We start from the raw sequence: 13,252 nt of genomic DNA, 5'->3' as shown, positions 1-13,252 counted from the left end.
GCCACCCCGGGTTCGGGCGTCCGCGCTCAGCGCCGAACGGCCGCGGGGTCGACGCCGGCCGTCTGGTTCAGTACCGGTCCCAACAGGGGAGGGACCGGTGCCGAACCAGACGGTCGGCGTGCACGCGCGTCGGTACGGCCCGGGTAGGTGCGGGTGCACCGGCTGAGTACCTGGATAGGGCCCGTGTTGGCGCGGGTGCACCGGCGGAGTACCTGGATGGGGCCCGTGTTGGCGCGGGTGCACCGGCGGAGTGCCTGGATACGGCCCGGGTTGGCGCGGGTGCACCGGCTGAGTACCTCGATACGGTCCGCCGCGGTGCGGGCGCACGGCCGAGCGCATCCGCGGCGAGCTGCCCGGAAGCCGCTGCCGGGCCCCCGGCGACCGCCGCTCGGCGGCAAGAGCGGTGCTGTGCTGTGCCGTGCTGTGCCTGTGCTCTCTCCGTGCCGGACTGCATCCTTCGGCCTACTACGTTTTCGGCCCTGAAGAGGACGCCCCTGCGGCGCTGCCACGAGACCGTTGACGCGTGCGAACAACCATCGGATACACCGTCGAAAGCATCGGCTACGTCGTAGGAGCCCAAGGGCTCGTCAGCCTCGTCTCGAAGCCCCTCTTCGGCACGGAGTGGGGCTGGATGCACAAGGTCGTCGACCTTCCGTCCGTCGCGTACCTCGGCGTCGTCGCCGTGGGGCTGGCGCTCATCGCCGGCGGGGTGAAGACGCGGAAGGTACCGCCACGCCGGAAGGCCGCCTGAGCGGCGGGAATTTCAGCCCGCGAGCTCGTGCCGACGAAGAGCTCGGCAAGGCATCGAACTCACCCCGACGCACGCGGTCGCCGACGGCATGCACTCCGCCATCGTGCGCGCCACCAAGCCCCCTGCCGTCACTGGGTTGCAAAGGACAGACGGTCACTTCCTCTGCTTCCCGCGGCTCCTGCTGCGGCTGAACGGATAGCCCGGGAACTGGTTGCCGGGCCGTCCGCGAGACGCTTCGAGTGCCTTGGCCAGGACGCCGGCAGCGTCGTTCCGCAGGACGCCCCAGGCGGCTGCTACGAAGAGGATCTCCACGAGGGTGGGCCACAGCAGTTTCAACGCCGTGGCGAGCTGGTACAACGCCGTCCGCCAAGGGATCACCGCCTGAGCCGTGGGACGAGGCGCCCCTCAGCTTAGGAGTCTTCTGAACTCTGACTGCTGATCCGTGGGATAGGCCGATACGGCCCCAGCTGTGGACGCTGATTTTTCCAAAGGTGCCGGTGCCAGCGCTTGACGCACCACATAACGCATGCGATTGGCGCAAAGGACAGGAGCGTTGGAACCGCCGGCGGTAGCCATGACCAGAAAGACCTTGGCCATACCACGGCGACAACGATAGGAAGAACGACGCTTAGGCCGATCAAGAGGCCACCCCATGCGTCGTCAACCCGAGACCACCAGGAACGCCCCTGCAGGTACGGCTCGAACCGCATCATTACGGCAATAACCAGCGCCACGCCAGGTGCGATCAGCCAGGGCGATGCGGGCAAGCCGCGATTGCCGAGGAGTTCACCGATCAAGGTTGCAAGTATGTATGTTGGGAGCAAGAATGTGGCCGTATAGATAACGCCTGACGCTATAGCCCCGGGGTCGCCATTCGAGTCGGCACTCTTTTTGTCTTCGTCGCGTTTCATGGCGACCCCGTCCTCTCACCTGTCTAAAGGCATGCTTCCGCCAGCGCAGGAAGCCCTGTGGAGTTAACTATGAGGTTAGCTATGTCATCGTCGATGTTGCCAGGGTACTTCTTGTGCTTGAGGTAATCCCAGACGGCTTTCGCTACTTTCTTGCCGTTCTTGACGATCCTGTACACCTTGGCGACGCCGATTGCATTCTCGGCAGCGAACTTTGCCACCCCGGCCGCGCACTGGAACCATCCGCGCGTGGCAGGCTTGGCAGTTGAGGCGTGGTTCAAGTAGTCCGCCACCTCCTGGGCCGCTCCCTGGTCGCCGGCCTCAACGCGCTGGATCAGCGACTCGGGGATTGAGCCGATGAGGTCGAACGCTTGCTGGACTGCGGCGATCCCCTTCTCGTCACTGATGTCGGAAAGGTCGGAGCCGGTGGGGGCTGAGGCTGTATCTACGTTTGACTCGTGTGTCGCGAGACGGAGCCCCGCATCCTTCACTTCCCGCGTCTGAAAGGTGAATCCCGCCGACCGATTTTCCCTCTCCTGTGCGCGGTCGCCAGCGATCGCCGTCCCGGACATCGCGGTGCCAATCATTGCTGCGGCGACGAGAGTGGCAACTCCCGCCCCGAAGCGACGATGGAAAGCCTTTTTCTGCAGCACGGCACTCCTCTTGGTTACCATTTCAGGCGCGACTCGACAGCATGCCAATTCGGTGCCCAACTGCTGCCGACGTCGCACGCCTCTGCTGCGATCGAACTTTACTTAAAGGTTGGTATCGGGTCGATTAGGAATTCCCGATACCCCGATAAGGTTCCCCTTTCACCCCTCCATGCCCGAGTGGAATTGATCCGTTTATGATGGGCGTCGGAGGTGGCTCGTCATGCGCGTGGAACAGTTGGAGTACCTGGCGGCAGTCACACGGTTGGGATCCTTGCGCCGCACCGCCGAGGTATTGCACCTCTCGCAGCCGGCGCTGAGCGAGACGCTCCGCAACCTGGAGCGGGAACTGGGAGTGGAGCTCTTGGAACGCAAGCGTTCCGGAGCAAAGATCAGCGACCAAGGGCGTGAGCTGCTGCCACACATCGCCGAGGTGCTGGACGCGGTCGACCGGCTACGCCGGGCCGCCGACGAGCAGCACCAGATCAGCCGTAAGCTGCGGCTGGGAACGGTCAACGCGGCCACGGTCACACTGCTGACGCCGGCCATCCGTGAGTTCCGAGCCGCTAATCCATCGACGGAGGTGGAGGTGGTCGCGGACCGGCAGGACGGTATCCAACGGCATCTGGCCGAGGGCGGGTTCGATCTCGGGTTGGTCAGCTACCTTCGAGACGACGATCTTCCGCCTGGCCTGCACACCACGGAACTACTGCGTGGGCGCCCCGTCGTCTGTGTCCGTCCGGACAGCCCGTTGGCTGGGCTCGGGGCTGTCACCGCCACGGATCTGCTGGGCGAGCCGTTGATCGTGATGCGATCCGGCTATGTCATGCATCGCTACATCCATCGGCTTCTGAGCGGCCTTACCCCTTCCTTTGCCTACTCGGCCGACGGCGCCGAGATGTGCAAGCTGATGGTGGCTGAGGGCCTCGGCATCACCGTGCTGCCTGATTACAGCGCGCTCGGTGACCCCTTGGAGCGCAGCGGCACGATCGCGTGCCGTCCGTTGGCCGACGACTCCACCGAGCTCCGCGTCATGATCCAGCAACGCCGCACACACCCGATCCCCGCGGCGGCCCGGGAGCTGCACGCCATCCTCGTGCGCCGGGCCGCGGAACGACGCAAGCACCAGTCCGCGGCATAAGGCCCCCGGCCTGAGCGGGCTTCATCGGATCAGCGGGCGAGCGCGGTGGAGAAGTACCGGTCGTTCCTCGGCACGGAGGCTCGTATGAAGACGGTTACCCCGTTTCCGAAGCAGCCCGGAGCGTCGGAAGCGTGCGACGCGCAGCAGCACAGCAAGTCCGCCCGAATCCGCACCAGGAGAACGTCGCTCACTCACCGAACAGGCTGTCCTGCACGTAGTCGACGACCTTTCGCTCCGGGTAGAAGACGGCCAGCAGCATGAACGTCTTGGGATGGGCGGCGATGTTCCCGACGAAGAAGTGGACGGCCCGGTTCGGGGCACACATCCGCGTGTACCAGCGTTCGCGGAGTGCATCACGAACCCCGCGCTCGCCGTACTTGCGCAGGAACTTGCGGTACGACTGGCCTGCCTCCCAGTCTTTCAGCCCCATGTCGTGGGTCGGGCAGCCGTCTTCGGCGCAGCGAAAGCTGTTGCGGAGGTCGAGCGGCACCCACTCCAGCGGGTTCAGATCCTGCTCGAACAAGTCGAGTTGGTCGGCCAACGCGGCTTTGGAGACGGACCAGGGCTCGGCGGCCTCCAGCCGGAAGCGAGTGATCTCGGCGGGGCGGAAGACGCCGAGGGACGTTCCTCGGTTCTCCTGGTCCCGCTTGATGGCGCAGAGCGACGGGGCGACCAGCGGCTCAACGTGGCGATACCGCTTCCGCCAGCCGCCGTCGGGCGGCACCTCGCCCACAATCTCCAGCGTGTCGAGATACGGCCGGAGACTCTCTGGGCGGGAATCACGCTCAAGACGGTGTGGCTGGACGTCGACTTCGATGAGCGAGTATTTGGAGAACTGCGCCTCTTCGCCGAGGAGTCGGAAGGGCACAGGGAAGAGCCGCACGTGCTGCGGCTCGCCTTGGTCGAGGCGTATGCCGGCCACACAGCTGGTCTCACGGTATTTGCTGGACAGCTCCGGATACGTCTTGACCGTGATCATGATCCGTGCGCGCTGTCGCTTCCTGAACGCCGACGACGCCATGGCGTGCCCCCTCCATCGGTCTCCCCGATCTGATTGGACGAGGGGCATGCACCGCTGGCAAGGGCGCGTACGTAAGCCGGGGACGAAGTCAGGCCAAGGAATTCACCGGCACCTGGACCCGGCTGCGGACCGTCTCCAAGACGACTTGCCGGTGACAGCGACTCTCGTCCTTCTCGAAGCACAGCACCGCGACCCGCGACGCTCGGGCGTGCTCTGCCAGGCGGTCAAGGTCGGCCTGGGCCTCTTCGGATCGCAGCAGGCCACGGAAGCGCGCGCACCCCACTTCGACGCGGCCGTCCCAGAAGGGCTCTCGATTGTCCTTCGGATTGCCCAGGCCACGAAGGTGCGTGTACTCGATGCCGGCTTCGGCCAGAGCCTCCCCGAGGCGGGTCTTGCTGAAGCCCTTCTTGCGACTGATCGGGGTGAGCCTTACGTCCGCTACAACACCGATGTGACTGTCGACGAGAGAGGCGACGAATGAGTCGATGTCTCGGCCTTCGTACCCGGCTGACCAGAGACCGGGGGTAGCGGGCGGGACCTGGGTCACCCGGAAAAGATCGTCGAGTGAGACGGAAAGAGCCTCAGCCACCGCGCCGACGGTGAAGAAACCTGGCTGGATCGCTCCCTCGCTCTCCAGGCGGCGCAGCGTCACGGCGGCGATGCCTGCCTCTTTGGCCAGCCGTTCACGCGTCCACCCGCGGTCCTCCCGTAATGCCCGCACTCGTTCGGCAAGCGCATGGGCGGGGCCGTGGGGAGGAGCTGAGCGATGACCTGCCATGGGCGGTGTTCCTAACGACCGTTGGGGCGGCCCGCCGCGGCGTTCCTGGTCAGCTACGAGCCCTGGATTCGCGAACGCGCAGGTCCGAGGACGCTTGAGTGTCACTCATCCTGCGGCACTGGAGACTGGTCCTGGGAAAAGCCGACCAAGATCTTCCCCCAGATTTCTCCCAAGCGATCTCCAGGAACCACTCAGGGGCCTGACCCGCCATGCGGATCAGGCCCCTGACCTGGTACTTCACTGTCGGGGTGGCGGGATTTGAACCCACGACCTCTTCGTCCCGAATGAGGTTCGATTGCCGATCTTGCCTGCACGGATGATGTTTTACCTGATCAGAGCGTTGGGCTGGGGTGGTCTCGGGCGGACTCCAAGGGGCTTGGGGAGTGGATCGGCTCCCAGTTGGCTCCCAAGGAGCCCTGCGGCTCGGGTAGTGGCCAGTCGGCGCTTCTACGCGTTGTCCGCAGCTCGGCGTCGAAGCGTGTCGATGTAGTCCGTGCCGAGCATGCGGCGGCATCGCGGACGCTTCCCTGCGCTGATCCTCCACATACTTGGCGAGGTGCCCGGGATTCTTGCCCGACCATCCATGTGCGAGTGCCCACCCCTGCACGGCTTCACCGTTCATCGGGATGCCGGCGTCGTGCAACGCAAGGAGAGTGCTCACGACCATGTCCTTCTCGTAACCGGCCGAGATCGTGTTGTTGTGGATTACGGTCAGCGTCAGGCTCTTGAGAGCTTCGACGACGACGGTGTCGAGTTCGGGCGTCAACTCCTCCCACGCTGAGCCGTCGCCCAAGACCGATGGCCCCATGGCTGTCACCCACGGCCTGATCTCGTCCTCGCTCCATGTGATGACGCAAAGCGCTCGGACACGGTGGCCGCCGTACTGTACGAGTTTCCCGATGTCTGCCATGTCCGGCCAGGCCATGAGCACCGGACCGTTTCCGCGGACGAATCCGCCGCCCCTGCCAGTGACGTGCTCGACATTGGAGTGCCGAGTCACGAGCTGTTCCAGCGCCGAGCTGTTTTCCAGGTTGGACTTGAGGCTGGTCCATACGGTGAGAGTGTCGCCGTCCTCCAGATGCCCACGGCACCAGTCGATTGCTGCGCCGACACCTTCGGCGTAGTAGCTGGCGACAGCACACGGATAGCTCACGTCGCGATCGAACATCCTTACTCCCTGCTCTCAGGACGGACAGGACTCACGCTATTCGCAGGCACTGACAGAGCCCCCTCGCGCCCTCCTCGGCCCCGGGTACCCAGCTCTTCGCGTCGGCCTTCTCCGGCCACATGACCGGCAAGGTGCTGCGCGTCGTACGACTCGGTCGCCCCGGGTAGCGCTGTCACTCTTTCGAGCCATTGCGAAACACCGAAGCGAGTTGTGGTCTGGATCCATGCATCGCTGGTCCCCTTTGAACGAGCGGCAGAAGGCACTTCTCAACCGACTTGCAGGTGACGAGGAGCTCGATACGCAGGGCGCCAGTGAGTGGCGTTCGCTGTATGCGTTGCGCGACCGAGGCTTGGCAACCGTCAAGCGGGGGAGCGGGGGCGTTCAGGTGCAGGTCACGGAGGCTGGGCGCTTCTACCTGGAGCACGGCCACCACCCGAATGACCCTGAGCATGCCGATGGCGACGGCGGAAGCGCATCCGGCCCTGGAAAACCGGAGACTGCCCGGTCACGGGGCGCCGGGTCGCGAGCTGCAGGTGATCGGCGCAGTCCCTTGCCGTACAGCGAGAGGCCCATCGCTCGGGCACGGCGTGAGAAGGCGATGCAGCTTGTCGAACGCCTTGTGGTCGAGGAGCGCGTCACGATTTCCGAACCCGACGAGGACGAGGCGACGGAGTGGCGGCGCGTTGTCGACTACGCGAAGCGGCACGGCCTGACCCCATCAGGCAAGCGCATCGAGAGGATGCGCATGTGGAACCGTGACCTGCAGATTTCTTTGGTTGCAGGACAGCATCCCAATTCGCGAAGGGAGTCACCGGAGAATGCGTCGCCAGTTCAGGTCCCCACACAGCTTCGCTCCCCGCATCCGGTCGTCGCAGCGTTGAGGGACGACGAGGGGCGGCTGGTGATGCCATCCGCTCTTCGTCGACGAGCTCTGTTGCTGTTCCAGGGACTGGCGGCCGAAGCCGTACGACGGGGACACAAGGTCAAGGATCATCCGGTCGCTGACCGCCACCGCAGCCGCCCGTACTCCTATGACGGAAGGTACTTCCCGTCGGGCTACTCGCGGCGCGATGGCGAACTGGACGTGCTCGTCGACGGCTTCACGTACACCGCCACCATTCAGCAGGAGTTCCCGCAGTCCTCCGATCCGGAGCGCTCCGGGAGACTCGTGATCGAGCTGGGCTACAGCAGGTCGGACCGACAACGACGCTGGGCTGATCGCAAGCGCTGGGTGCTGGAGGACATCCTGGGCGCGGTGCTTCGCGAGATCGAGACCCGGGCCGTAGAGGATGCACAGCGCAAGGTGGACGAGGAGCGGGCCAAGGAAGAACGTGAGGTCCGATGGAAAGCAGCCATGGCGGAGGCGAAGGAACAGGCCCAACAGGCTCAGTTCGCGGAGGTGCTGAAAGAGCAGGCCACGAGCTGGCAGTCAGCCGCAGCGTTGCGCGCGTACTGCGATGCCTTGGAACGCCGACTCGCCGAAGCAAAGGACCACGACACCGAAGTCGCCTCGGCGCGAGAGTGGCTGGCCTGGGCGCGCCAATATGCGGAGTTAGTCGATCCGTTGAGTCGACTGCCTGTCATGCAGACGCTGAAGGAGCCGGCACCAGATGACCTGAAGCCGTATTTGAAGGGATGGAGTCCGTATGGGCCCGAAGAGCACGGCTTCGGATGGGGAGCCCGCTGACCAGCCCTTGTGCGAGTGTGTCCCCGCTCTCTCTATGATCACGTGCTTGGCGTAGGGGCGGTCAGGTCCGTCAGGAGAAGTCCTGGCGCTGCGGCATCGGCTAGCAGGCTCAGATCACCGTCGAGGGTGCGTGCTTGCTCAGGTAGCTCTTGAAGGTCTTCCTGATCTCCGCCTGGAGGTAGCCCGCCTGCGGCGAGTTGGGCACCACGTCCGGCTCGAAGCCTCTCTTTCGGGCATCGAGGTACCGCACGATGCTCGATGACCTGGTGTTGGAGACGAAGAGTTCGTTCTGGGTGCGAATGTCGGCGCGCAGCCCCTCGAAGTTCCGCGCGAGACCGATGCCGAGGTTGGAGACGTAGTACTTGCACTCGACGATGAGGACGCACTGACTGCCTCGTGGAGCGATGCCCTGCGCCCGGCTTAGAGCGGCTTCCTCGGCCGGCAGCACTAGCACGTCGCACTCGTGCAGGACGCCCGACGAGCCGGTCACGTAGACGCCGAGGTGGACCTCAAGGACGGGAGCGCCGTCGAACTCGATCACGGCGTGGGTGAAGGGCTGACTGTTGCTGTACAGATGACCAGGCCCCGTCCGGAAGACAAGGCTGCTGGCCTTCGCCCCGTAGACGTCCTCGTAGGTGACGGTGGCACCATGCCGGCTCGCAGTGGCGACGATCAGGGAGAAGATGAAGCCCTCGTAGACATCGGACGGCTTCGAAGCGGAGTCGTACGACACGGCCCCCGCTGCCAGAAGGTTCTTGATCTCGTTGACCAGGTGATCGACGGTGCTCAACTGACGACCTCCCTCGTCACATCGGCCAGCAACTGACTGACGCGTGTACGTCGCTCAGTTGGCATCCGATCGCCCCGGAACTCCGTTCGCGTACGGCGTGATCGAGCGCCTTCGTCCAGTTCGAACACGACCGCCTCGGCGATGCTCCGCCTGCCGGCGTCGCCCTCGGGCTCGGTTCGGAGCGTCTTCAGCACCTCCAGTTCCATCTCAGGCAGCTCGACGAGGACTCGCCTTACTGCATCGAGGAGGAGCTGGACACGCTCTTCATCCGTCATGACTCGCGTCGCGATGACCAGCGTTCCCCGCTTGCGCGATGCCTCGAACTCGACGAGGCCAAGCACGCTACGGTCCACGACCTCGTATCGAAGCGCTGCCGCAGCCGGGCTCGTGTCGGGGGAGTCATCACCGCGGCGCTGCTGGCGCCGACGGAGGATCTTCTCCTCAGGTACTCCCGCCGCGATTGCCGCATCGACGTCATCGAGCACCCAACTCAGAGCGGTGTCTTGCAGCGCTTCGCGGAGCTGCTGCTCCACACGGCGCAGTTCGAACTGGTTCATGTCCCCCTCGTCTCAGGAGTCTTCGTCTGAGATAGCCAACCGGTCCATGGATCTTCCCTGTGGTGTATCCGAACGAACCGTGATCAGCTGTCGAGCAGACTCCGGAGTGTCTCCAGTGACAGGCGGGCTTTCGGATCGGCAGCTCCATCGTCGAATCGGACGCCCTCGCCCGTCAGGATATCCGCGGGTGTATCCGTGCGGGCCGGATCGGTCCACCGGAAGCCTGTGCTGACACGACCAGACGCGGTGAGTACCCGCCACGCATTGGGGCACTGACCGCAGGTGGCCAGATGGGTACCGATGGGAACGGCGTGGCTGCCGATGACGGAAGCTACGTCGCCGTAAGTCGTCCATCGCGTCCGGACGGGATGGCACCGAGCAGGGTGTGGAGGCTCGTCCAGTCTTTACGGGCGCCGCTGAGCTGCTTGGCCAGCTCAGCAAGGCTGGCTCCTGCCAACGTTGCCCATTCACCGGGATCGACCGTGATCGGGACGTCGTCAGTGTCGACGTCCCACCAGGTCGTCCCCTGGATCCCGTCAGGTGTCCGGCCGGTCACGCTCTTGAAGATGTGGTTGGCCAATCCGGTCGGCGTGTACGGCCTGCCATCGGCATCCCAGGTCAGAGGCTTGGCGGTGTTGTTGTTCCAGGCGGCCGTCGCGCGCCTGTCGTCCTCGCCCACCCATTCAAGGATGGCCTCGCGGATGGATTGCGGCGCGCCATGCCGTGGCGTCAGTCGCAGTCTGGTCCCGTCCGGCAGAAGGCCAGCGGCGACGAGGACGTGAGCGGCGTTGCGGGCCCGGGAGCGCTCCTCCAGTTTCTTGGCGGCGGCCTTGGCCTCGACACGGGCCGGAGCGAGGGTGAACTCCTCCACCTCCGGGGTCGGATAGACCTTGGTGAAACCGACGACGAGGTGGCCTTCCACCTTCCACAGGCCCACCTGGACGAGGTCGATGTCGAGGTTCATCTCCGACAGCCACACCACGGTGTGGGTCACCTGCTTGGGAAAGTCGGCAGCGATGATCACCTGTCGGGGGCGCTGGAGCAGTTCCGGACTCCAGTCTCCATCCACATGGTCGAGCAGGCGCTGCCTGCACGCGTCGAGTTCGACGGCCTGACCCCTGCCGGCCAGGAAGTCGCGGTGCGCCTGCGCCAAGGTGTCCAGGTCGAACCGGGACACCAGGGCAGCATAGGTGATCGCCTGGAGATGAACGTCCCGATCTGCTGTGCCCCGTTTCAGCTCGACCACTACCAGGCGCCCGGTGGCATCCAGCCCGAGGACGTCCAGTCGATCCCGTGCAGGCACCCCGTCGGTGTCGGCCCACTGGTCGAACTCAGCGGTGATCACCAGTACCGACTCACCCAGGACCTGCGGGTTGTCGATCACCCACTCCTGCAAATGCTGCCGTTCGAGGAGCCCTTCCGCAGCCAGACCGGTCGGTGAGATCGGCGTTGCCGACCGGCCTGCAACGGCGAAGAGATGATCCACTTTTCCCCTCTCAGATGCCTGGCAGCGTCACGTCAGAGATCCAGAGCCTACGGGCAGGGCGACCCGTCGAGCAGTCGGTTTCTCCGGAACCCAAAGGACTCCTAGAGGGCTCCGGGGCGAGCCTCGCAAGGACGCGGCTGGCTGGGGAAAACGACGGGCTTCAGGCAGGTCGCCGGTGCCATCCTGTGCTGATGGACGTATCCCTCCCTGACCAACTGGGCGCGGTGGAACGAGAATCTTGTGCCGCTGCGCAAGCAGTGATCAGAAAGCTGAATCTCACTGCGCCCCCTGAGCGGACCGGGGGACAGCAGGATGTTGCCTTTGTGCCGGTGACCCGCGGGCAGTGGAAGTCAGTGTTGAAGAACGCCGACTTGCCCAGGCTTCAGCGGGACACTGACGAGATAGTTGCGGAGATCCTGCGCCTGCGGACTGCTTCCGGTGGGGCCGTCGGGAAGCAACTTCCAGAGTTGTTGCGGCGCCTCGGCAGGTCGGTCGTCGCCTTGGGCGCTGTCGCAGATGAGGTGTCCCGGTTCGGTCCGTCCTGGACCAGCGCGGCCGAGCGACGGCTGGCGGATGACCTGGCGCGAGCGAATCGAGGCGAGGCCCAAGCGCTGTTCGTCTGTCTGGAACAAGGATGGGTGGAATCCGCTTGGGTCGCAGTACGGAGGCACGCTCTCGCGGCCCAGGCAATTGGACAGTCTTTGGAGGCTGCCGCCAGGGTTGATCAGGCTAGCCTTCCCGACGAGGACCGCTATCAGCGAACGCTCGGGGTGTCGGACGAGGAACTGAGTCCCGGCTCGGGCGTGGCAGCACGCGCCCGTCTGCTGGCTGCTTGGGCGAAAGATCCGAAGGCACTCGACCGTCGGCTCCGCCGAAGCATGAGGCATCTGATCGACGACTCGGTGCCGCTGACGGTGAAACTTCTTAATCACCTTGCCGTTCTCGCGATGTCCGACCGTCCCTTGGTAGCGCACCGTGCCGCTCTCCTGGCGCGTGATCTGGTGACGTCCCATCTGAAGTCAGAACCGGAACTCACGTGTTCTGTGATTGCACGACACGGTGATCGTGAGCCGGAGATGCTCTCCTCCCATCGCGGACAGATCGCCTACCGCGATGCCTACAACCGCGCGGAGCACCAAGAAGAGAAAGCGCGCGCGGCCATGGACCTGCACCGGGCTGTGTTGGAAGGTGACGTCAAGCGCACGGCCACCGTGGTTTTGGAACTGCTGGGCAGGATGGTCCCGCATGGGGCCTCGCTCGCGACCGTACGGGATCTGCTAGCAGCTGAAGATGATCAGCCGCTGTGCAAGTTGCTGGCTTCGGCGATCCGCTCTGACTGGCGCAACGCGAATGCACACGAAGACTTCCGCTGGGATCCAGCCAACAGCACGCTCCTTCTGGGCGGACAGCCAGCTGATCTGGAGCAGGTACTGGACGCGGCGATCCGCGCTCGTGCCATCTGTCACGGGTTCGAGCACGGCGTCGCCGTGTCCTACACGCAGAACGCATCACTGATCATCTGGGGTGAGGAGGACCCGAACTACGTCAGCCGAGACCTCGCTATCCTTCAAGCAGCTGGAGAAGCCAGGTTCCCGGTGCTGGACATCCGACGCCAAGGAAGTCTTGTGCGGTTGGACGTTCCCGACCTCTCCATTCAGACTGTGAGAGAGGCATGCCGGGCGATTCTCAGGGCTGTCATGGCGGACCCCGGAGTCGAGTGCTGGGAAGTGCGTCAGCGCTCCCCTGACCGCCTGCCGTTGTGCGTGGACCGTTCAGGAACACGCGCCGGGCTCCAAGTCGCGGAATCTCTCTGGGAGATTGTCGATCCCCTCCCGTTCGCTGAGCTCCCCATGCTGGCCAATGCCATGACCAATGCTGGAGAGCCCGCCGAGACTGCCGCTTCGACGGTTCTCGTCTCGGCTGCTGCCCACGTAGTTGGAGAACGAGACCGCTTGTCGACTGCCCTTCGACAGGGCGATGCTTCCGCCAAAGACGAGCTGATCAGCACCACGAAGTTGATCAGTGATGGGGTCAAGGCTGCAGCTCAACTGCTTGAGGGCCCAGCCCGACGCAAGCTGCTGGCCTTCGCTGAAGTTCTTGCCGGGGAGTGCCACCGGTTGGGCAGCGCTCGCCCCTACGAACTCGTACATGGGTTCGCCCCTGCGCATCGAACCCTGCGGAGGCATGCGCCTCGCTGGCCGTGGATCACGGGACTCGAAAACTCCGGGGTCTGACCTTCTGGGCAGCGCGTCCAGGCCGCTGCCAGTTTGTCGCGCCAGCGAAGACAGCCCTGGAAACCAGCCCGGCTGGGGGCA

At 64.8% G+C, this 13,252-nt stretch carries 12 protein-coding genes; 4 read left to right on the top strand and 8 right to left on the bottom strand.

Going from position 1 to position 13,252, the window contains the following annotated elements; genetic code table 11:
• The first annotated feature begins 523 nt into the window (after nt 1-523).
• Nucleotides 524-751 carry a hypothetical protein gene (locus tag ACFYNP_RS01010; protein WP_388781407.1) on the top strand — a complete coding sequence of 76 codons (228 nt, stop codon included), beginning with the start codon at nt 524-526 and terminating at the stop codon, nt 749-751.
• Nucleotides 752-904: 153 nt separating this feature from the next.
• On the opposite strand, the gene ACFYNP_RS01005 is transcribed toward ACFYNP_RS01010, so the two are convergent.
• Nucleotides 905-1,129, bottom strand: a complete 225-nt coding sequence (locus ACFYNP_RS01005; protein WP_388781404.1) for a hypothetical protein — start codon at nt 1,127-1,129, stop codon at nt 905-907.
• A gap of 556 nt (nt 1,130-1,685) precedes the next feature.
• A complete protein-coding gene (locus ACFYNP_RS01000; protein WP_388781401.1) occupies nt 1,686-2,312 on the bottom strand; it encodes a hypothetical protein in 627 nt (208 codons plus the stop codon).
• A gap of 220 nt (nt 2,313-2,532) precedes the next feature.
• Here ACFYNP_RS01000 and ACFYNP_RS00995 point away from each other — a divergent pair, with 220 nt between their 5' ends.
• On the top strand, nt 2,533-3,450 hold the full coding sequence (locus tag ACFYNP_RS00995; RefSeq protein ID WP_388781398.1) for a LysR family transcriptional regulator: 918 nt from the start codon (nt 2,533-2,535) through the stop codon (nt 3,448-3,450).
• Nucleotides 3,451-3,637: 187 nt separating this feature from the next.
• On the opposite strand, the gene ACFYNP_RS00990 is transcribed toward ACFYNP_RS00995, so the two are convergent.
• The 3 genes from ACFYNP_RS00990 to ACFYNP_RS00980 form a co-directional block, all read right to left on the bottom strand.
• Complete coding sequence (locus ACFYNP_RS00990) at nt 3,638-4,429, bottom strand: hypothetical protein (protein WP_388781395.1); 792 nt, start codon at nt 4,427-4,429, stop codon at nt 3,638-3,640.
• Between the two features lie 130 nt (nt 4,430-4,559).
• Nucleotides 4,560-5,249: a DUF488 family protein gene (locus tag ACFYNP_RS00985; protein WP_388781392.1), complete on the bottom strand. Its 690-nt coding sequence runs from the start codon at nt 5,247-5,249 to the stop codon at nt 4,560-4,562.
• Between the two features lie 49 nt (nt 5,250-5,298).
• Nucleotides 5,299-6,417 carry a hypothetical protein gene (locus ACFYNP_RS00980; protein WP_388781389.1) on the bottom strand — a complete coding sequence of 373 codons (1,119 nt, stop codon included), beginning with the start codon at nt 6,415-6,417 and terminating at the stop codon, nt 5,299-5,301.
• A 223-nt stretch (nt 6,418-6,640) separates the two neighbouring features.
• On the opposite strand from ACFYNP_RS00980, the gene ACFYNP_RS00975 reads away from it, so the two are divergent.
• Nucleotides 6,641-8,104 carry a hypothetical protein gene (locus tag ACFYNP_RS00975; protein ID WP_388781386.1) on the top strand — a complete coding sequence of 488 codons (1,464 nt, stop codon included), beginning with the start codon at nt 6,641-6,643 and terminating at the stop codon, nt 8,102-8,104.
• Nucleotides 8,105-8,213: 109 nt separating this feature from the next.
• Here the strand turns inward: ACFYNP_RS00975 and ACFYNP_RS00970 are convergent, their stop codons facing one another.
• From ACFYNP_RS00970 to ACFYNP_RS00960, 3 genes are all read right to left on the bottom strand, one after another.
• The gene (locus ACFYNP_RS00970; RefSeq protein WP_388781383.1) at nt 8,214-8,894 is read right to left on the bottom strand and encodes a hypothetical protein; all 681 of its coding nucleotides are present in this window, start codon (nt 8,892-8,894) and stop codon (nt 8,214-8,216) included.
• On the bottom strand, nt 8,891-9,451 hold the full coding sequence (locus ACFYNP_RS00965) for a hypothetical protein (RefSeq protein ID WP_388781381.1): 561 nt from the start codon (nt 9,449-9,451) through the stop codon (nt 8,891-8,893). The genes ACFYNP_RS00970 and ACFYNP_RS00965 overlap by 4 nt, the downstream gene beginning before the upstream one ends.
• Nucleotides 9,452-9,782: 331 nt before the next feature.
• The gene (locus tag ACFYNP_RS00960) at nt 9,783-10,937 is read right to left on the bottom strand and encodes a DNA-binding protein (RefSeq protein ID WP_388781378.1); all 1,155 of its coding nucleotides are present in this window, start codon (nt 10,935-10,937) and stop codon (nt 9,783-9,785) included.
• 191 nt (nt 10,938-11,128) lie between these two features.
• On the opposite strand from ACFYNP_RS00960, the gene ACFYNP_RS00955 reads away from it, so the two are divergent.
• Nucleotides 11,129-13,171 carry a hypothetical protein gene (locus ACFYNP_RS00955; RefSeq protein WP_388781376.1) on the top strand — a complete coding sequence of 681 codons (2,043 nt, stop codon included), beginning with the start codon at nt 11,129-11,131 and terminating at the stop codon, nt 13,169-13,171.
• Nucleotides 13,172-13,252 lie beyond the last annotated feature (81 nt).

The sequence above is a fragment of the Streptomyces sp. NPDC006691 genome (genome assembly GCF_042869955.1).
Classification (GTDB): domain Bacteria; phylum Actinomycetota; class Actinomycetes; order Streptomycetales; family Streptomycetaceae; genus Streptomyces.
The sequence above is the reverse complement of the archived record's forward strand: the minus strand, read 5'-3'. Positions and strand labels throughout refer to the sequence as shown.

Excerpts from the sequence above, each read along its gene's own strand:
- ACFYNP_RS00995 (WP_388781398.1), top strand. The coding sequence starts at position 2,533 with ATGCGCGTGGAACAGTTGGAGTACCTGGCGGCAGTCACACGGTTGGGA.
- ACFYNP_RS00990 (WP_388781395.1), bottom strand. The coding sequence starts at position 4,429 with ATGATCACGGTCAAGACGTATCCGGAGCTGTCCAGCAAATACCGTGAG.
- ACFYNP_RS00985 (WP_388781392.1), bottom strand. The coding sequence starts at position 5,249 with ATGGCAGGTCATCGCTCAGCTCCTCCCCACGGCCCCGCCCATGCGCTT.
- ACFYNP_RS00980 (WP_388781389.1), bottom strand. The coding sequence starts at position 6,417 with ATGTTCGATCGCGACGTGAGCTATCCGTGTGCTGTCGCCAGCTACTAC.
- ACFYNP_RS00975 (WP_388781386.1), top strand. The coding sequence starts at position 6,641 with ATGCATCGCTGGTCCCCTTTGAACGAGCGGCAGAAGGCACTTCTCAAC.
- ACFYNP_RS00965 (WP_388781381.1), bottom strand. The coding sequence starts at position 9,451 with ATGAACCAGTTCGAACTGCGCCGTGTGGAGCAGCAGCTCCGCGAAGCG.
- ACFYNP_RS00955 (WP_388781376.1), top strand. The coding sequence starts at position 11,129 with ATGGACGTATCCCTCCCTGACCAACTGGGCGCGGTGGAACGAGAATCT.